This window comes from Streptomyces sp. BPTC-684, assembly GCF_030028635.1.
Lineage (GTDB): Bacteria > Actinomycetota > Actinomycetes > Streptomycetales > Streptomycetaceae > Streptomyces > Streptomyces noboritoensis.
The window spans coordinates 5,048,665-5,067,279 of the sequence record NZ_CP124863.1 but is presented as its reverse complement, the minus strand read 5'-3'; the positions used below and the strand labels follow the sequence as shown (position 1 = coordinate 5,067,279).

The window sequence follows — 18,615 nt, the reverse complement described above, 5'->3', positions numbered from 1 at the left end:
CTCCGGCCCCGCCGGAGGGCGGTTCTCTGTGTGCCTGGGCACACTCTCCCGTCGCAGGTCAGCAGCGAGTTGACGGGCGTTCCCGGGCGTGGTGGACTGCCCGAGCCATTACGGCGGCAGAAGAGGAAGCCGGTGCGAATCCGGCGCGGTCCCGCCACTGTCATCGGGGAATCATCCCCGTGAGCCAGGAACTCTCACCGCCGGTCGACGTCGTACCAGGGCGCGGACACCCTGAGTGAGGACATACCGCCATGCGCGCCTGCCTGTTGCCGGCACCCCCCGGAAGTACCAGAGCCCTTCACGGCGTTGCGGCGGGCTGATCCCATGCGTGCCGATCGCACTTTCGCGTACGGCGCCACCGCCGGTCTCCTCGGCGACCTCCTCCTCGGCGACCCCCGCCGCGGGCACCCGGTCGCCGCGTTCGGCCGTGCCGCGGCCGCCGTGGAGCGCGCGCTGTGGCGCGACCACCGGGGCTGGGGCGCGCTGCACACCGCCGTGTGCGCCGGAGGCGCCGCGGGCGCCGCACTGCTCGCCACGCGCGCGGTACGCGAGCGTCCCGCCGCGTCCGTCGCCCTGACCGCGGCCGCCACCTGGGCCGTCGTGGGCGGCACTTCGCTGGGCCGGGAGGCCCGGGCGATCGGCGCCGCCCTCGCTGCCGGGGACGTCGAGGCGGCCCGCGCGCGCCTGCCGCACCTGTGCGGGCGCGACCCGCAGTCCCTGGACGCGCCCGGCATCGCGCGCGCGGTCGTCGAGTCCGTCGCCGAGAACACCTCCGACGCCGTGGTCGGCGCGCTGGTGTGGGGGGCGCTCGCGGGAGTGCCGGGACTGGTCGCGTTCCGTGCGGTCAACACGCTGGACGCGATGGTCGGCCACCGCTCGCCGCGCCATCTGCGGTACGGGTGGGCCTCGGCGCGCCTGGACGACGTGGCGGGCTGGCCGGGCGCCCGGCTCACCGCCGCACTCGCGGTGGCCGCCGGAGGCGATCCGCGCGCCGCCACGCGCGCGTGGCGCGACGACGCCCGCAAGCACCCGAGCCCCAACGCGGGTCCGGTGGAGGCGTCGTTCGCGGGCGCGCTGGGCGTACGGCTCGGCGGCACCCTCTCGTACGGCGGCCGCGTCGAGCACCGGCCCGTCCTGAACGGGGGCGGCCGGGCGGTGGAGGTCCCGGACATCGAGCGGGCGGTGCGGCTGTCGCGCCGGGTGGGCTGGCTGGCGCTGGGCGCGGCGATCGCGGTGAGGAAGGTACGTACATGAGCGGCGGACTGCTGGTCGCGGGCACCACGTCGGATGCCGGGAAGAGCGTCGTCACCGCCGGGATCTGCCGGTGGCTGGTGCGCCAGGGCGTGAAGGTCGCGCCGTTCAAGGGGCAGAACATGTCCCTCAACTCGTTCGTCACGCGCGAGGGCGCCGAGATCGGGCGGGCGCAGGCGATGCAGGCGCAGGCGGCGCGCGTCGAGCCGTCCGCGCTGATGAACCCCGTGCTGCTCAAGCCGGGGAGCGACCGGTCGAGCCAGGTCGTACTGATGGGCAGGCCGGTGGGCGAACTGAGCGCCAGCGGCTACCACGGCGGGCGCCAGGAGGCCCTTCTCGGCACCGTCGTGGACTGTCTGGAGCGGCTGCGGGGCACATATGACGCCGTGATCTGCGAGGGGGCGGGCAGTCCGGCCGAGATCAACCTGCGGCGTACCGACATCGTCAACATGGGCATCGCGCGCGCCGCGAAGCTTCCGGTGGTGGTGGTCGGCGACATCGACCGGGGCGGGGTGTTCGCCTCGTTCTTCGGTACGACGGCGCTGCTGAGCCCCGAGGACCAGGCGCTGGTCGCCGGGTACATCGTCAACAAGTTCCGGGGCGACGTCTCGCTCCTCGAACCGGGCATCGACATGCTGCGCGGGCTCACCGGGCGCCACACGTACGGGATCCTGCCGTTCGCGCACGGCCTCGGCATCGACGAGGAGGACGGCCTGCGGGTCTCCCTGCGCGGCGCCGTGCGCGAGTCCGTGGTGGCGCCGCCGGTGGGCGAGGACGTGCTGCGGGTCGCGGTCTGCGCCGTCCCGCTGATGTCCAACTTCACGGACGTGGACGCCCTCGCCGCCGAACCGGGCGTGATCGTACGGTTCGTGGACCGGCCCGAGGAGCTGGCCGACGCGGATCTGGTCGTCGTGCCGGGAACCCGGGGCACGGTCCGGGCGTTGGAATGGCTGAGGGAACGGGGGCTGGCGCGGGAGCTGGCGCGCAGGGCGGCCGAGGGGCGTCCGGTGCTGGGGATCTGCGGCGGGTTCCAGGTGCTTTCAGAGCACATCGAGGACGAGGTCGAGTCACGGGCGGGCTCCGTGGCGGGGCTCGGACTGCTGCCCGTACGGGTGCGGTTCGCGCCCGAGAAGACACTTGCACGGCCGACCGGCGAGGCGCTGGGCGAGCCCGTGGAGGGATACGAGATCCACCACGGCGTCGCCGAAGTGCTGGGCGGGGAAGCCTTCTTGGACGGATGCCGGGTCGGTGCGGTCTGGGGCACGCACTGGCACGGGTCACTTGAGAGCGACGGATTCAGGCGACGGTTCCTGGAGACGGTCGCGAGCGCCGCCGGACGGCGTTTCGTGCCCGCCCCGGACACGTCGTTCGGCGCGCTGCGCGAAGAGCAGCTGGACCGCCTCGGCGACCTCATCGAAGAACACGCGGACACGGACGCGCTCATGCGGCTCATCGAGCAGGGCGCGCCCGCAGGACTTCCCTTCATCGCACCTGGAGCACCCGCATGAGCACTGTGCTGTTGTTGTCGACCGCCGACACGGATCTGCTGGCGGCCCGGGCCTCCGGGGCGCCCTTCCGGATCGGCAACCCGACCCGTATCGACGTGGCAGAGGAGCTGCCCGCGCTGATCGAGGGCGCGTCCGTGGCCGTCGTGCGCCTCCTCGGCGGCAAGCGCGCCTGGGAGGACGGGCTGGCCGCGCTGAAGGCGTCGGGCATCCCGACGGTGCTGCTCGGCGGCGAGTCCGTGCCGGACGCGGAGCTGATGGCCGAGTCGTCGGTCCCGGCCGGTGTGGTCGCCGAGGCCCTGCGCTATCTGGTCGAGGGCGGCCCCGGCAACCTCGTGGAGCTGTCCCGGTTCCTCTCCGACACCGTGCTCCTGACCGGCGTGGGCTTCGCCGAGCCGGAGAAGATGCCCGAGTGGGGCGTGCACGGCACGCGCGCGTACGTGGAGGGCCGCCCCACCGTCGGCGTGCTCTTCTACCGCGCCCACGAGCTCTCCGGCAACACCTCCTTCGTCGACGTCCTCTGCGACCGCATCGAGGCCCAGGGCGCCAACGCCCTTGCCGTGTACGTGGGTTCGCTGCGCGGCGCCGAGCCCGCGCTCTACGAGACGCTGGGCCGGGCGGACGCGCTCATCGCGACCGTCCTGGCGGCGGGCGGCACCACCGCGTCGCAGGCCAGCGCGGGCGGCGACGAGGAGGCGTGGGACATCGGCGCCCTGGCCGACCTCAACGTCCCCGTGCTCCAGGGGCTCTGCCTCACCTCGTCCAAGGCGGCCTGGGAGGCGTCGGACGCCGCGCTCTCCCCCATGGACGCGGCGATGCAGGTCGCCATCCCCGAGTTCGACGGCCGGCTGATCACCGTCCCGTTCTCCTTCAAGGAGCAGGGCCCGGACGACGTGCCGGTCTACGTCGCCGACCCCGAGCGGGCCTCCCGGGTCGCCGGGATCGCGGTGCGCCACGCCCGCCTCAAGCACAAGCCGAACGCGGAGAAGAAGCTGGCCCTGGTCTTCACCGCGTACCCGACCAAGCACTCCCGCGTCGGCAACGCGGTGGGCCTGGACACGCCCGCCTCCGCCGTGCGCGTCCTGGACGCGCTGCGCGACGCCGGCTACGTGGTGGAGGGCCACCCGGACAACGGCGACGAGCTGATCCACCGCCTGATCAACGCGGGCGGCCACGACGTGGAGTGGCTCACCGAGGAGCAGCTGGCGGCCGCCCCCGCGCGCGTGCCGCTCGCGGACTACCGCGCCTGGTTCGAGAAGCTGGAGCCGGAGCTGCGCGACGGCATGCTGGAGCACTGGGGCGAGCCCCCGGGCCAGTTGTACGTGGACGGGGACGAGATCGTGCTCGCCTCCCTCCAGTTCGGCAACGTCGTCGTGATGATCCAGCCGCCGCGCGGCTTCGGCGAGAACCCCATCGCGATCTACCACGACCCGGACATGCCGCCGTCGCACCACTACATGGCGGCGTACCGCTGGCTGGAGAACAGCTTCGGCGCCGACGCGATCGTCCACATGGGCAAGCACGGCACCATGGAGTGGCTGCCCGGCAAGGGCCTGGGCCTGTCCTCCGGCTGCGGCCCGGACGCGGTCCTGGGCGATCTGCCGCTGGTCTACCCGTTCATCGTCAACGACCCGGGCGAGGGCACCCAGGCCAAGCGGCGCGGCCACGCCACGGTCGTGGACCACCTGGTCCCGCCGATGGCCCGCGCCGACACCTACGGCGACCTGGCCAAACTGGAGCAGCTCCTCGACGAGTACGCGCTGGTGAGCGACCTCGACCCGACGAAGGCCCCGGCCGTGCGGGCGCAGATCTGGACGCTGGTGAAGGCCGCCGAGCTCCACCACGACCTGCACGTCGACGAGCAGCCGGACGACGGCGACTTCGACGAGTTCGTCATGCACATCGACGGCTACCTCTGCGAGATCAAGGACGTCCAGATCCGCGACGGCCTGCACATCCTCGGCGGCGGCCCCGAGGCCGAGCCCCGGGTCAACCTGGTGCTCGCGGTGCTGCGCGCCTCCCAGGTGTGGGGCGGCCAGGCGAACGCGCTGCCGGGCCTGCGCGCGTCGCTGGCCGAGCACTTCGGCCTGGTGGAGAAGGAGCTCCTGGCCGAGCCGGGCACGCCGGTGAAGGTGCCGGTGGAGCTCACGGACCTGGTCGAGGGCCCTGCCCGTACGGCGGCCGACGCGATCGACCTCCTGGAGCAGCTGTGCCGCCGCCTGGCGGAGGGCATGGAGGAGCGCGGCTGGGACGCGGCCGCGTGCGGCCCGCTGGTGGCGGAGGTCCTGGGCGCCGAACTCGCCCCGGCCGTCGCGGTCCTCGACTTCGCCTGCCGCGAAGTGGTGCCGCGCCTGGCGCGTACGACGGACGAGATCACCCATATCCTGCGGGCGCTGGACGGCGGTTACGTCCCGGCGGGCCCGTCCGGCTCCCCCACCCGGGGCCTGGTCAACGTCCTGCCGACCGGCCGCAACTTCTACTCGGTGGACCCCAAGGCCATCCCGTCCAGGCTGAGCTGGGAGGTCGGCCAGGCGCTGGCGGACTCGCTGGTGCAGCGCTACCTCGCAGACAACGGCGCGTACCCGAAGTCCGTGGGCCTCACGGTCTGGGGCACCTCCGCGATGCGCACCCAGGGCGACGACATCGCGGAGATCCTGGCGCTGCTCGGCTGCCGCCCGGTGTGGGACGAGGCGTCCCGGCGCGTCACCGGCTTCGAGGTGGTCCCGGTCGCGGAGCTGGGCCGTCCCCGCATCGATGTGACGGTCCGCATCTCCGGCTTCTTCCGGGACGCGTTCCCGCACGTGGTCGGCCTGATCGACGACGCGGTGCGGACGGTGGCGGAGCTGGACGAACCGGCCGAGTCCAACTACGTACGGGCGCACGCCGACGAGGACACCGCCGAACACGGCGACCGCCGCCGCGCCACGGCCCGTATCTTCGGCTCCAAGCCGGGGGCGTACGGGGCGGGCCTGCTCCCCCTGATCGACGCCCGCAACTGGCGCTCGGACGCGGACCTGGCCGAGGTGTACGCGGTGTGGGGCGGCTATGCGTACGGGCGCGGGCTCGACGGGCGCGCGGCGCGGGGCGACATGGAGACGGCGTTCCGGCGGATCGCGGTGGCGGCGAAGAACGTCGACACCCGCGAGCACGACCTGGTCGACGCCGACGACTACTTCCAGTACCACGGCGGCATGGTCGCCATGGTCCGCCATCTGACGGGCGAGTCGCCCGAGGCGTACGTGGGCGACTCGGCCACCCCGGACCAGATCAAGACCCGCACCCTGGGCGAGGAGACCCACCGCGTCTTCCGCGCGCGCGTGGTCAACCCGCGCTGGATGGCGGCGATGCGGCGCCACGGCTACAAGGGCGCGTTCGAGATGGCCGCGACCGTGGACTACCTGTTCGGGTACGACGCGACGGCGGGCGTGGTCGACGACTGGATGTACGAGAAGTTGTCGGCGGAGTACGTGTTCGACGAGACGAACCGGGACTTCATGAAGAAGTCCAACCCCTGGGCGCTGCGCGGCATCACGGAACGGCTGCTGGAAGCGGCCGACCGCGGCCTGTGGGCCGAACCGGACGCGGAGACGCTGGAGCAGCTCCGCGCGACCTATCTGCAGCTCGAGGGCGACCTGGAAGGTGACGACGCATGAGCACGCCTTATCCGTTCACCGCGATCGTCGGTCAGGACGACCTGCGTCTCGCGCTGCTGCTGAACGCGGTGTCACCGGCGGTCGGCGGCGTCCTCGTCCGGGGCGAGAAGGGCACCGCCAAGTCGACCGCCGTGCGGGCGCTCTCCGCGCTGCTGCCCGAGGTCGACGTCATAACGGGCTGCCGGTTCTCCTGCGACCCCGTGGCCCCGGATCCGGCGTGCCCCGACGGGCCGCACGAGGCCGGGACCGGGGCGGCTCGGGCCGCGCGGATGGTGGAGCTGCCGGTCGGCGCGTCCGAGGACCGCCTCGTCGGCGCGCTCGACATCGAGCGGGCGCTCGCCGAGGGCGTGAAGGCCTTCGAGCCCGGCCTGCTGGCCCACGCCCACCGCGGGATCCTGTACGTGGACGAGGTCAACCTCCTCCACGACCACCTGGTCGACCTGCTGCTCGACGCCGCCGCCATGGGCGCCTCGTACGTGGAGCGCGAAGGCGTTTCCGTACGGCACGCCGCGCGCTTCCTGCTGGTGGGGACCATGAACCCCGAAGAGGGCGAGCTGCGGCCGCAGTTGCTGGACCGGTTCGGGCTCACCGTGGAGGTCTCGGCCTCCCGGGAGCCGGACCAGCGGGTCGAGGTGGTCCGCCGCAGGCTCGCCTACGACGACCAGCCCGCCGCGTTCGCCGCGCGCTGGGACGACGAGGAGAGCTCCGTACGGGCCCGGATCGTCGCGGCGCGGGCACTGCTGCCCGAGGTGCGCCTCGGCGACGCCGCACTCCGGCAGATCGCCGCGACCTGCGCGGCCTTCGAGGTCGACGGCATGCGGGCCGACATCGTGATGGCGCGCACCGCCACGGCGCTGGCCGCCTGGGCGGGGCGTACGGACGTGCTCGCCGAGGACGTGCGGCAGGCGGCGCTCCTCGCGCTGCCGCACCGGCGCCGGCGCAACCCGTTCGACGCCCCGGGCCTGGACGAGGACAAGCTCGACGACACCCTCCAGGAGTTCGGGGACCAGGGCGAGGACGACGACCCGGATCCGGACGGGCCGGGCGGCGGGGGCGGGCAGCCCCCGCAGGACGGCGGCCCGACGCCGGACGCGGGCGCCGGGGACACCCCCGCGCGCCCCGAGGCGGGCGAGGGCGGCGAGCCGCAGCCGTCCGGCGCCGGCGAGCAGCAGGCCGTACGGGCGGGAGAGCCGTTCCGTACGAAGATGCTGAGCGTGCCCGGGCTCGGCGAGGGCGCGGCCGGGCGCCGCTCGCGGGCCCGCACGGCGCACGGGCGCACGACCGGGGCCCGCCGCCCCCAGGGCGCCCTCACCAAGCTGCACTTGGCGGCGACCATCCAGGCGGCGGCCCCGCACCAGCGGGCGCGCGGGCGTTCGGGGCGCGGCCTGGTCGTCCGGCGTGACGATCTGCGCCAGGCGACCAGGGAGGGCCGCGAGGGCAATCTGGTGCTCTTCGTCGTCGACGCCTCCGGCTCGATGGCGGCCCGGCAGCGGATGGGCGCGGTCAAAGGCGCGGTGCTCTCACTGCTGCTCGACGCCTATCAGCGGCGGGACAAGGTCGGGCTGATCACCTTCCGGGGCAAGGACGCGGAGGTGGCCCTGCCGCCGACGTCGTCGGTGGACGCGGCGGCGGCCCGTCTGGAGACGCTGCCGACGGGCGGGCGCACCCCGCTCGCGGCCGGGCTGCTCAAGGCGCACGACGTGCTGCGCGTGGAGAGGCTGCGGGATCCGTCGCGGCGGCCGCTGGTCGTGGTGGTGACGGACGGGCGGGCCACCGGCGGCGTGGACCCGGTGGCGCTCGCGGGCCGGTCGGCCCGGCTGCTCGCCGCCGAAGGGGTCGCGTCGGTGGTCGTGGACTGCGAGGCGGGCGCGGTGCGCCTCGGGCTCGCGGCCGAGCTGGCGCGGGAGCTGGGCGGTCCGGCGGTGACGCTCGACGAGCTGCGGGCGGACTCGATCGCCGGTCTGGTCAAGGACGTTCAAGGGACTTCGAGGAGGGCCGCCTGATGCCGCAGGGACAGCCGAGCGTGGTGCCCGAGGACGGGCTGACGACGCGTCAGAGGCGTAACCGGCCGCTGGTCGTGGTGCACACGGGCATCGGCAAGGGCAAGTCGACGGCCGCGTTCGGGCTCGCGCTGCGGGCCTGGAACCAGGGCTGGCCGATCGGGGTGTTCCAGTTCGTCAAGTCGGCGAAGTGGAAGGTCGGCGAGGAGAACGCGCTGAAGGTGCTGGGCTCCTCCGGCGAGGGCGGCAGCGTCGACTGGCACAAGATGGGCGAGGGGTGGTCCTGGGTCCAGCGGGACGAGCAGCTGGACAACGAGGACAAGGCCCGTGAGGGCTGGGAGCAGGTCAAGCGGGACCTGGCGGCCGAGACGTACAAGCTGTACGTGCTCGACGAGTTCGCGTACCCCATGCACTGGGGATGGGTGGACACGGACGAGGTCATCGCGGTGCTGCGGGACCGCCCGGGCACCCAGCACGTGGTGATCACGGGGCGCAACGCACCCGGGAAGCTGGTGGACTTCGCGGATCTGGTGACCGACATGTCCAAGGTCAAGCACCCGATGGACGCCGGTCAGAAGGGGCAGCGGGGCATCGAGTGGTAGCACGTCTCGTCATCGCGGCCCCCTCGTCGGGCAGCGGGAAGACCACGGTCGCGACGGGCCTGATGGCCGCGCTCGCCGCGACCGGGCTCACCGTGTCCCCGCACAAGGTCGGCCCCGACTACATCGACCCCGGCTACCACGCCCTGGCCACGGGGCGTCCCGGGCGCAACCTCGACGCGTATCTGTGCGGCGCGGAGCTGATCGCTCCGCTGTTCGCGCACGGTGCGCGGGGGTGCGACGTCGCGGTGGTCGAGGGCGTGATGGGGCTGTACGACGGGGCGGCGGGGCTCGGCGAGCTGGCCTCCACCGCGCAGGTGGCGAAGCTGCTGCGGGCGCCGGTGGTGCTGGTCGTCGACGCGTCCTCGCAGTCGCGGTCGGTGGCGGCGCTGGTGCACGGGTTCGCGTCCTGGGATCCCGGGGTGCGGATCGGCGGCGTGATCCTCAACAAGGTGGCGTCGGAGCGGCACGAGGTGCTGCTGCGGGACGCGCTGGACGAGTCGGGGGTGCCGGTGCTCGGCGTACTGCGGCGCGCCGCGCCCGTGTCGACGCCGTCGCGGCACCTCGGGCTCGTGCCGGTCGCGGAGCGGCGGGCCGACGCGGTGGCCGCTGTCGCGGCGATGGCGGAGCAGGTGCGGTTGGGGTGCGACCTGGCTGCGCTGGTGGCGCTGGCCCGGTCGGCGCCGACGCTTGGCGGCGAGCCGTGGGACCCGACGGGCCTGTTCCCCCACCCCACCCCTTCCCGCTGTGACATTTGCGGCTCCGCCGCGTGGCCTCCGGGGGTGGGTGGGGGTAAAGGTGATCTCCCGGGGGCTACGCCCCCGGTACCCCACGCGGGGCCTGCGGCCCCTGCACCCCGCCACGGGGGCTCCGCCCCCGGTACCCCCGCTTCGGGGCTCCGCCCCGGACCCCGCTCCTCAAACGCCGGAGGGGCTGAATCTGGTCCGCCCGGACTGTACGGTCCCGCGTCCGTTGTGGGCAGTCGTTCCGCTGGGGCGGAACGGGTGGGCACAACGGACCACCGGGCCGCAGACGAATGTGGCCCCGCGCCGGCGAAGCCCGTCGTCGCTATCGCCGGAGGCCCCGCCTTCACCTTCTCGTATGCCGAGCACGCCGAGCTGCTCGCCGCCGCCGGGGCGGACGTCGTGGTGTTCGACCCACTGAGGGACGAGCGGCTGCCCGACCGCACCGCCGGGTTGGTGATCGGCGGCGGGTTCCCCGAGGTGTACGCGGCGGAGCTCAGTGCCAATGAGCCGCTGCGGAAAGCCGTCAGCGCGCTGGCGCGCGGCGGCGCGCCCGTCGCCGCCGAGTGCGCCGGGCTGCTCTACCTCGCGCGGTCGCTCGACGGACAGCCGATGTGCGGCGTCCTGGACGCCGACGCCCGGATGTCGGAGCGGCTCACGCTCGGGTACCGGGAGGCCGTCGCCGTCGGGGACAGCTGCCTCGCGCCCGCCGGCACGAGGCTGCGCGGGCACGAGTTCCACCGGACCGTCCTCGACCCGGGGGCGGGGCCCGCGCCCGCGTGGGGTCTGGTGCACCCGGAGCGCCGGGTCGAAGGTTTCGTACAGCAGGGCGTGCACGCGAGCTATCTGCACACGCACTGGGCCGCCCGGCCCGCCATCGCCCGTCGGTTCGTCGAGAGGTGCACGCCATGAGCAAGCTGGTCGGAGTCGGAGTCGGCCCGGGTGACCCGGAGCTGGTGACCGTCAAGGGCGTACGGGCCCTCCAGGAGGCCGACGTCGTCGTCGTGCCCGTGATGGCCGCCGCCGACGGCAAGGACGGCGGCGAGCCCGGCCGCGCCGAGGCGACCGTGCTGCACTACGTGGACCGGGAGAAGGTCGTCCGGGTCGTCTTCGCGCTCAACGAGCGGTCCGACCGGGGGCGGCGCGAGGCCGCCTGGGACGCGGCGGGCGAGGCGGTCGCCGAGCTGCTGCGCGCGCACGGCTCGGTGGCCTTCGCGACCATCGGCGACCCCAATGTGTATTCGACGTTCACGTACCTCGCCCAGACCATCACCGAGCTGGTGCCGGGGACGGAGATCGTGACCGTGCCGGGGATCACCGCGATGCAGGACCTCGCCGCGCGTTCGGGCGCCGTGCTGACGGAGGGGACCGAGCCGCTCACCCTCGTCCCCGTCACCGCCGGGGCGACCGTGCTCAAGGACGCGCTGGAGGGCCCGGGCACGGTGGTGGCGTACAAGTTCGGGCGCCAGGCCGGTGAGGTGGCGGCGGCGCTGCGGGCGACCGGGCGGATCGACGACGCGGTGTGGGGCTCGGCGCTGGGCCTGGACGAGGAGTTCATCCGCCCGGCCGCCGAGCTCGACGGCGGCGCGCTGCCGTACCTCTCGACGCTCATCGCGCCCGCGCGGCGCGAGGGCGGGCGCGGCGGCAAGCTGTGACAGCGCCCCAGGCTCCGTACGCGGCGGGCTCACCCCGCCAGGCCCACCACCAGCCAGATGAAGGCCACCCCGCCGACCGTGAACAGCAGCGTGGACAGCGCCGGGTGGTCGTGGTGGGCCTCCGGCAGGATCTCGGCGGCGGCCAGATACAGCAGCACCCCGCCGAAGAAGCCCAGATAGCTTCCGAGCAGCTCGGCCGGAAGAGTGAACAGCAGCGTCGAGGCGGCGCCGACCATCGGGGCGAGCGCGTCCGCGATCAGCATGGCGACGGCCTTGCGCTTCTCGTTCCCGTACAGGCTGGTGATCGTGTAGGTGTTGAAGCCGTCGGCGAAGTCGTGCGTGATCACGGCGACCGCCACGGCCGCGCCCATGCCGCCGCCCACCTGGAAGGCGGCGCCGATCGCGATGCCGTCCATCAGGCTGTGGCCGACCATCGCCGCGGCCGCCGTCAGACCCACCTGCGGCACTCTCTTATCTCCCCCATGGGCCGCCCGACGCACGGCGAGCAGGCGTTCCACCAAGTGGGCGAGGAGGAAGCCGCCGACGAACAGCAGCAGCGCGGCCGGTACGCCGAAGACCTCGTCGCCCGCCGCCTCCACCGCCTCGGGCAGCAGGTCGAGCCCGACCACGCCGAGCATCAGCCCGCCCGCAAGCCCCAGCACGAGATGGCGCCGGTCGGTGACGCGCTGGGCCGTCCAGCCGCCGACCAGTGTCATCAGGAACGCGCCGAGCGCCACGATCACCGCCATGCGCCCTTGCTAACCGACTGACCCACCCCCGCGCATTTCGCTTTACCGACTGTGTGACGTACGAGAGGACCCCTCCCATGGCCGATGCCCCCACCGGCAGGCTGACCGTCGTCGGCGCCGGCCCCGGCGCCGCCGATCTGCTGACGTTCCGCGCCGCCCGGGCGATCGCCGAGGCCGACGTGGTCATCTGGGCCGCGAGCCTGGTGCAGGCCGAGGTCCTGGACCACGCGCGCGAAGGCGCCGAGATCCTGGACTCGGCGGCGATGTCCCTGGAGGACGTCGTGGGGGTGTACGAGCGGGCCGCCCGGGAGGGGCTGAAGGTCGCCCGTATCCACTCCGGCGACCCGGCGCTGTGGGGCGGCACCCAGGAGCAGCTCGACCGGGTGGCGGGGCTCGGCCTGGAGGTCGAGGTCATCCCGGGCGTCTCGTCGTTCTCGGCGGTCGCCGCGATCGCCCAGCGCGAGCTGACCATCCCGGAGATAGCCCAGTCCGTCATCCTCACCCGCCTCGGCGGCGGCAAGACGCCGATGCCGCCCGGCGAGGAGGTCCGCGAGTTCGCCCGGCACGGCACCACGATGGCGATCTTCCTGTCCGCCGCCCGCTCGGGTCAGCTGGTGGAGGAGCTCCTTGAGGGCGGCTACCCGACCTCGACGCCGGTCGTCATCGCGTACCAGGCGACCTGGCCCGAGGAGCTGGTGCTGCGCTGCACGATCGCGACGCTGGAGGAGACGGTGAAGGAGCACAAGCTCTGGAAGCACACGCTCTTCCTGGTCGGCCCGGCCCTGTCGGCCTCCGGCACCCGCTCGCACCTCTACCACCCGGGGCACTTCCACGGCTTCCGCCGGGCGGACCCGGCGGCCCGCCGCGCGCTGAAGGCCGAGAAGGCGGAGCGCACCCCGTCATGATCACCGTCATCGGTACGGGGACGGGGGCGCCGCTGGCACCGGACGCCCTGGCGGCGCTGGCCGAGGCCACGCTGGTCACCGGCGCCGCCCGCCACCTCGCGGCGGCCGAAGCGGCGGCCGAACTCCCGCCGCGGGCCAAGCAGCTGGTGCTCGGCCCGCTGGCGCCCGCCCTCGACGCCATCGCCGAGCACCACGAGCGCGGCGGCCGGGCCGTGGTGCTGGCCTCCGGGGACCCCGGGTTCTTCGGGATCGTGCGGGCGCTGGCCGAGCGGTTCGGGCCGCAGGAGCTGGACATACGGCCGGGGACCGCGTCGGTGGCGGTCGCCTTCGCCCGCCTCGGGCTGCCCTGGGACGACGCGCTGGTGGTCAGCGCGCACGGCCGTGACCTGCGGACGGCCGCCAACGTGTGCCGGGCGCACCCCAAGACCGCCGTGCTGACCGGACCCGGTGCCGGGCCCGCCGAGCTGGGCGCCGAGCTCGCCCGGCGGGCGCCCGAGCGGGTCCTGGTGGTGGCGTCGGCGCTGGGCGACCCGGAGCGGGAGCGGCTGGTGCGGGTGAGCCCGGCCGAGGCCGCGGCCCGGGAGTGGGACGCGGTCAGCGTGATCGTCTGCCTGGACGAGGAGAAGGCGCTCTCGCCGGTGCGCACGGTCGCGGGCGGCCGGGCCACGCCCGACCGCTGGGCCCTTGACGAGTCCGCGTTCGCCCACCGCGACTCGATGATCACCAAGGCCGAGGTGCGGGCGCTGGCGCTGGCCCGGATCGGGCCGCGCCTGGGCGATCTGGTCTGGGACATAGGGGCCGGGTCGGGCTCGGTGGCCGTGGAGTGCGCCCGGTTCGGGGCGGCGGCGGTCGCGGTCGAGAAGACCGCCGAGGGCTGCGAGCACGTCCGGGCCAACGCGGCGGCGCACGGCGTGGACGTGCGGGTGGTGCACGGCGCGGCGCCCACGGTCCTGTCGGACCTCGCCGATCCGGACGCGGTGTTCATCGGCGGGGGCGGCCGCGAGCTGCCCGCGATCGTGACCGCGTGCGCCCGGCGGGCCCGGCGCTCGGTCGTGGTGGCACTGGCGGCGCTGGACCGCGTTCCGGCGGTGCGGGCGGCGCTGGCCGGGGCCGGTCTGGAGACCGACGGCGTGCTGCTGCAGTCGTCGCGGCTCGCGCCGCTGCCCGGGGACGTGACCCGGCTCGCCGCCACCAACCCCGTCTTCCTGCTGTGGGGCGACCGCCCCGCACCTGTATCGGTTGTCGAAGGAGCTGTTCAGTGATCGGCCTGATCTCCGCCACGGCGGCGGGCGCCGTAGCCCGCGACCGGCTGGCCACGGCCTGGCCCGGCCGGGTCCGGGTGTACGAAGGACCCGTGCGGGAGGCCGTGGAGCGGGCCTTCGCGGAGTGCGACCAGCTGGTGTGCTTCCTGGCCACGGGCGCGACGGTCCGGCTGCTCGCCCCGCTGCTCGCGGACAAGGCGTCCGACCCGGGTGTGGTCTGCGTGGACGAGGGCGGGCGCTTCGCCGTCTCGCTGCTCGGCGGCCACGGGGGCGGCGCCAACGCGCTGGCCGCCGAGGTGGCCGAAGTCCTCGGCTGTACGCCGGTGGTGACCACGGCGACGGACGCGGTGGGCGTCCCGGGCCTGGACACGCTCGGCCTGCCGGTGGAGGGCGCGGTGGCGGCGGTGTCCCGGGCGGTCCTGGACGGCTCGCCGGTGGTGCTGCGGGCGGACGGGGTGTGGCCGCTGCCGGCGCTGCCGCCGAACGTGGACCCGGCCGCCGAGGGCCCAGCCGTCCTGCACCTCACCGACCGCCTGCTGGAACTCGGCCCCGATGAGGCCGTGTTGCGCCCCAAGTCGCTCGTCGTCGGGGTCGGCGCCTCCAAGGGCGCGCCCGTCGACGAGGTGCTCGGGCTCATAGCGGACACGCTCGCGGACGCGGGGCTCAGCGCGCTGAGCGTGGCCGAACTGGCCACCGTGGACGCGAAGTCCGACGAGCCGGGGATCGTCGGGGCCGCCTCCCGGCTCGGGGTGCCGCTCACCACGTACAGCGCGGAGGAGCTCTCCCGTATCGAGGTGCCGAACCCTTCCGACGCGCCTCTGGACGCCGTCGGGACGCCCTCCGTCGCGGAGGCCGCCGCGCTCGTGGGCGGTGGTGAACTCCTCGTGCCGAAGCGGAAGTCGAGCCCCGAGGGCAGGGCCGCGATGGCCACCTGTGCCGTGGTGCGGCGCGCCCCGCGCGGGCGGCTCGCGGTCGTCGGGCTCGGGCCCGGCGCCCGGGACCTGCTCACCCCGCGCGCCAAGGACGAGCTGCGCCGGGCCTCGGTGCTCGTCGGGCTCGACCAGTACGTGGACCAGATCCGCGATCTGCTGCGGCCCGGCACCACGGTCCTGGAGTCGGGGCTCGGCGCCGAGGAGGAGCGGGCCCGTACCGCCGTCGCCCGGGCGCGCGAGGGGCACGCGGTCGCGCTGATCGGCTCGGGCGACGCGGGGGTGTACGCGATGGCGTCGCCCGCGCTCGCCGAGGCCGCCGACGACATCGAGGTGGTCGGCGTCCCGGGCGTGACGGCCGCGCTGGCCGCCGCCGCGATCCTGGGCGCGCCGCTGGGGCACGACCACGTCTCCATCTCGCTCTCGGACCTGCACACGCCGTGGGAGGTGATCGAGCGCCGGGTGCGCGCGGCCGCCGAGGCGGACATCGTGGTCACCTTCTACAACCCGCGCAGCCGGGGCCGCGACTGGCAGCTGCCCAAGGCGCTCGGCATCCTCGCCGAGCACCGCGCCCCGCACACCCCGGTCGGCGTGGTGCGCAACGCCTCGCGCCCGGACGAGAGCAGCCGGCTGACCGCGCTCGGCGCGCTGGACCCGGCGACCGTGGACATGATGACGGTCGTGACCGTGGGCAACACGGCCACCCGGGAGATCGCCGGCCGCATGGTGACCCCGCGCGGCTACCGCTGGCAGACCGCGAGCGCCGGGGAGGCCGAGTGAGCAGGCCCTGGGAGCGTACGGTCCACCCGATCGAGGTGGAGTCGTACCGGCGGATGCGCGCCCGCCTCGACACCTCGCACTTCGCGCCGCTCACCAGGGCCGTGGTGGAGCGGGTCGTCCACTCCGCCGCCGACCTCGGCTACGCCACGGACCTCGTCTGCGACGAGGAGTCGCTGGTGAAGGCGCACGCGGCGCTGCACGCGGGGGCGCCGGTCGTCACCGATGTGGAGATGGTCGCGGCCGGGATCACCCGGCGCGAGACCGTCTGCCGCCTGCGGGACGCCGAGTCCGGCCCGGGCCTGACGCGTTCGGCGCACGCCATCCGGCTCGCGTACGAGGAGGTGGGGCCCGGCGCCCTGTGGGTGATCGGCAACGCGCCCACCGCGCTCGAAGAGCTCCTCACCCTCGACGCCGCGCCCGCGCTGGTGATCGGCCTTCCGGTCGGCTTCGTCGGAGCCGTCGAGTCCAAGCAGGCGCTGCGCGAGAGCGGCCTGCCCGCCGTCAGCAACGTTTCCGAGAAGGGCGGCTCGGCGGTGGCCTCCGCCGCGCTCAACGCCCTTCTGTACCACCCCCTCGCCAAGGAGAACCAGTGACCACCCCCCAGACCAAGCCCGCACTGCTGATCGCCGGGCACGGCACCCGGGACGACGCCGGGGCCGAGGCGTTCCGCGCGTTCGTGGAAGAGCTCGGCCGCCGCAACCCCGAACTGCCGGTCGCGGGCGGCTTCATCGAGCTGTCGCCGCCGCCGCTGGGCGAGGCCGTGACGTCGCTGGTGGAGCAGGGCGTCAAGCGGTTCGCCGCCGTGCCCCTGATGCTGGTGTCGGCCGGGCACGCCAAGGGAGACATCCCGGCCGCGCTGACCCGCGAGAAGGAGCGCCACCCCGGCATCTCCTACACGTACGGGCGTCCGCTCGGCCCGCACCCGTCGCTGCTCGCGGTCCTGGAGCGCCGGGTCGACGAGGTCATCGGCGACCTCGACCGCTCGCAGGTGACGGTCCTCCTGGTCGGCCGGGGCTCGACCGACCCGGACGCCAACTCCGAGGTGTACAAGGCGGCCCGGCTGTTCTGGGAGGGGCGCGGTTACGCGGGCGTGGAGACGGCGTTCGTCTCACTGGCGGCGCCGGACGTGCCGGCGGGCCTGGACCGCTGCGAGAAGCTGGGCGCCCGGCGGATCGTGGTCCTGCCGTACTTCCTGTTCACCGGCATCCTGCCGGACCGGGTGCGGCAGCAGACCGAGGAGTGGGCGGCGGCGCACCCCGGCCTCGACGTGCGTCCGGCCGAGGTCATCGGCGCGGCCGAGGAGCTGCACGCGCTGGTCATGGAGCGGTACGAGGAGGCGGTGAAGGGGGATCTGCGGATGAACTGCGACTCCTGCGTCTACCGGATCGCGCTGCCCGGATTCGAGGACAAGGTGGGACTGCCCCAGCAGCCGCACTTCCACCCGGACGACGACGGCGACCATCATCACCACCATGGCAGCCATGCGCACGCACATCACTGAGCACGATCTGCGCCACCACGGGGACGCCGAGGTCCGTGACGGCGGCGAAGGCCTGACCGATCTGGCGGTCAACGTACGGGCGGGCACTCCCCCGGAGTGGCTGCGGGAGCGGATCGCCGCGTCCCTGACCGGGCTCGCCGCCTACCCCGACGGGCGGGCGGCGCGGGCGGCGGTCGCGGGGCGGCACGGGCTGCCGGTGGAGCGGGTGCTGCTCACGGCGGGGGCGGCGGAGGCGTTCGTGCTGCTGGCGCGGGCGCTTTCGTTCCGGCACCCGGTGGTGGTGCATCCGCAGTTCACCGAGCCGGAGGCGGCGCTGCGGGACGCGGGGCGCTCGGTCCGGCGGGTGCTGCTGCGCCCGGAGGACGGGTTCCGGCTCGATCCGGCAGCGGTCCCCGAGGACGCGGACCTGGTGGTGGTGGGCAACCCCACGAACCCCACGTCGGTGCTGCACCCCCGTGGGGTGCTGGCCGCGCTGGCCCGGCCCGGGCGGACGCTGGTCGTGGACGAGGCGTTCATGGACGCGGTGCCGGGTGAGCGGGAGGGGCTCGCGGGGCGTACGGACGTGCCGGGCCTGGTGGTCCTGCGCAGCCTCACCAAGACGTGGGGGCTCGCGGGGCTGCGGATCGGCTACGTGCTGGCGGAGCCGTCCGTGGTGGCCGCCCTGTCGCGGGCCCAGCCGCTGTGGCCCGTCTCCACGCCCGCGCTGGTGGCGGCGGAGGCGTGCGTGTCGCCCCGGGCGCTCGCGGAGGCGGCGGAGGCGGCGCGCCGCCTCGTCGCCGACCGGGCGCATCTGGTGGCGGGGCTGGGGGAGTTCGAGGAGGTACGGGTGGTGTCCGCGGCGGAGGGGCCGTTCGTGCTGGTCCGTATGGCGGGGGCGGATTCGGTGCGGGCGCGGTTGCGGGGGCTGGGGTTCCTGGCTCGTCGGGGCGACACGTTTCCGGGGCTTGGCCCGGAGTGGTTGCGGCTTGCGGTGCGGGACCGTTCGACGACGAATCGGTTCCTCCAGGCGCTGGACCAGGCGCTGACGCTGACGTCGGGCTAACCGGGCTTGAGCCCCCCCACCCCGCCCCTTCCCTAAACCCT

General features: G+C 74.5%; 14 protein-coding genes and 1 riboswitch. Of the genes, 13 read left to right on the top strand and 1 reads right to left on the bottom strand.

The window, feature by feature from the left end:
* Positions 1 to 75: 75 nt before the first annotated feature.
* A riboswitch (cobalamin riboswitch) is annotated at positions 76 to 217 on the top strand.
* 107 nt (positions 218 to 324) lie between these two features.
* Genes QIY60_RS22360 through cobI form a run of 7 tightly spaced genes read left to right on the top strand, consistent with a single transcriptional unit; the run spans position 325 to position 11,406 of the window.
* Positions 325 to 1,254, top strand: a complete 930-nt coding sequence (locus tag QIY60_RS22360; RefSeq protein ID WP_283144046.1) for a cobalamin biosynthesis protein — start codon at positions 325 to 327, stop codon at positions 1,252 to 1,254.
* Positions 1,251 to 2,759, top strand: a complete 1,509-nt coding sequence (locus tag QIY60_RS22355; protein WP_283144045.1) for a cobyric acid synthase — start codon at positions 1,251 to 1,253, stop codon at positions 2,757 to 2,759. Before QIY60_RS22360 ends, QIY60_RS22355 begins: the two co-directional genes overlap by 4 nt.
* Positions 2,756 to 6,409 carry a cobaltochelatase subunit CobN gene (cobN, locus tag QIY60_RS22350; protein ID WP_283144044.1) on the top strand — a complete coding sequence of 1,218 codons (3,654 nt, stop codon included), beginning with the start codon at positions 2,756 to 2,758 and terminating at the stop codon, positions 6,407 to 6,409. Before QIY60_RS22355 ends, cobN begins: the two co-directional genes overlap by 4 nt.
* The gene (locus QIY60_RS22345; RefSeq protein WP_283144043.1) at positions 6,406 to 8,412 is read left to right on the top strand and encodes a putative cobaltochelatase; all 2,007 of its coding nucleotides are present in this window, start codon (positions 6,406 to 6,408) and stop codon (positions 8,410 to 8,412) included. Before cobN ends, QIY60_RS22345 begins: the two co-directional genes overlap by 4 nt.
* Positions 8,412 to 9,011: a cob(I)yrinic acid a,c-diamide adenosyltransferase gene (cobO, locus tag QIY60_RS22340; RefSeq protein ID WP_283144042.1), complete on the top strand. Its 600-nt coding sequence runs from the start codon at positions 8,412 to 8,414 to the stop codon at positions 9,009 to 9,011. The genes QIY60_RS22345 and cobO overlap by 1 nt, the downstream gene beginning before the upstream one ends.
* The gene (locus tag QIY60_RS22335; protein ID WP_283144041.1) at positions 9,005 to 10,663 is read left to right on the top strand and encodes a cobyrinate a,c-diamide synthase; all 1,659 of its coding nucleotides are present in this window, start codon (positions 9,005 to 9,007) and stop codon (positions 10,661 to 10,663) included. The genes cobO and QIY60_RS22335 overlap by 7 nt, the downstream gene beginning before the upstream one ends.
* The gene (gene cobI, locus QIY60_RS22330) at positions 10,660 to 11,406 is read left to right on the top strand and encodes a precorrin-2 C(20)-methyltransferase (RefSeq protein WP_283144040.1); all 747 of its coding nucleotides are present in this window, start codon (positions 10,660 to 10,662) and stop codon (positions 11,404 to 11,406) included. Before QIY60_RS22335 ends, cobI begins: the two co-directional genes overlap by 4 nt.
* Before the next feature lie 29 nt (positions 11,407 to 11,435).
* On the opposite strand, the gene QIY60_RS22325 is transcribed toward cobI, so the two are convergent.
* The gene (locus QIY60_RS22325; protein WP_283144039.1) at positions 11,436 to 12,155 is read right to left on the bottom strand and encodes a ZIP family metal transporter; all 720 of its coding nucleotides are present in this window, start codon (positions 12,153 to 12,155) and stop codon (positions 11,436 to 11,438) included.
* A gap of 77 nt (positions 12,156 to 12,232) precedes the next feature.
* Between QIY60_RS22325 and cobM the strand changes: the two genes are divergently transcribed.
* The 6 genes from cobM to cobC are packed head-to-tail and all read left to right on the top strand — an operon-like array spanning position 12,233 to position 18,574.
* Positions 12,233 to 13,060 carry a precorrin-4 C(11)-methyltransferase gene (gene cobM, locus QIY60_RS22320; RefSeq protein ID WP_283144038.1) on the top strand — a complete coding sequence of 276 codons (828 nt, stop codon included), beginning with the start codon at positions 12,233 to 12,235 and terminating at the stop codon, positions 13,058 to 13,060.
* On the top strand, positions 13,057 to 14,322 hold the full coding sequence (gene cbiE, locus QIY60_RS22315) for a precorrin-6y C5,15-methyltransferase (decarboxylating) subunit CbiE (protein WP_283144037.1): 1,266 nt from the start codon (positions 13,057 to 13,059) through the stop codon (positions 14,320 to 14,322). The genes cobM and cbiE overlap by 4 nt, the downstream gene beginning before the upstream one ends.
* Positions 14,319 to 16,031: a precorrin-3B C(17)-methyltransferase gene (gene cobJ / locus QIY60_RS22310; RefSeq protein WP_283144036.1), complete on the top strand. Its 1,713-nt coding sequence runs from the start codon at positions 14,319 to 14,321 to the stop codon at positions 16,029 to 16,031. The genes cbiE and cobJ overlap by 4 nt, the downstream gene beginning before the upstream one ends.
* Positions 16,028 to 16,624 (top strand): precorrin-8X methylmutase, encoded by a 597-nt coding sequence (locus tag QIY60_RS22305; RefSeq protein WP_283144035.1) that lies wholly within the window; start codon positions 16,028 to 16,030, stop codon positions 16,622 to 16,624. The genes cobJ and QIY60_RS22305 overlap by 4 nt, the downstream gene beginning before the upstream one ends.
* Positions 16,621 to 17,532 carry a sirohydrochlorin chelatase gene (locus QIY60_RS22300; protein ID WP_283144034.1) on the top strand — a complete coding sequence of 304 codons (912 nt, stop codon included), beginning with the start codon at positions 16,621 to 16,623 and terminating at the stop codon, positions 17,530 to 17,532. Before QIY60_RS22305 ends, QIY60_RS22300 begins: the two co-directional genes overlap by 4 nt.
* Positions 17,504 to 18,574: an Rv2231c family pyridoxal phosphate-dependent protein CobC gene (gene cobC / locus QIY60_RS22295; protein WP_283144033.1), complete on the top strand. Its 1,071-nt coding sequence runs from the start codon at positions 17,504 to 17,506 to the stop codon at positions 18,572 to 18,574. Before QIY60_RS22300 ends, cobC begins: the two co-directional genes overlap by 29 nt.
* Positions 18,575 to 18,615 lie beyond the last annotated feature (41 nt).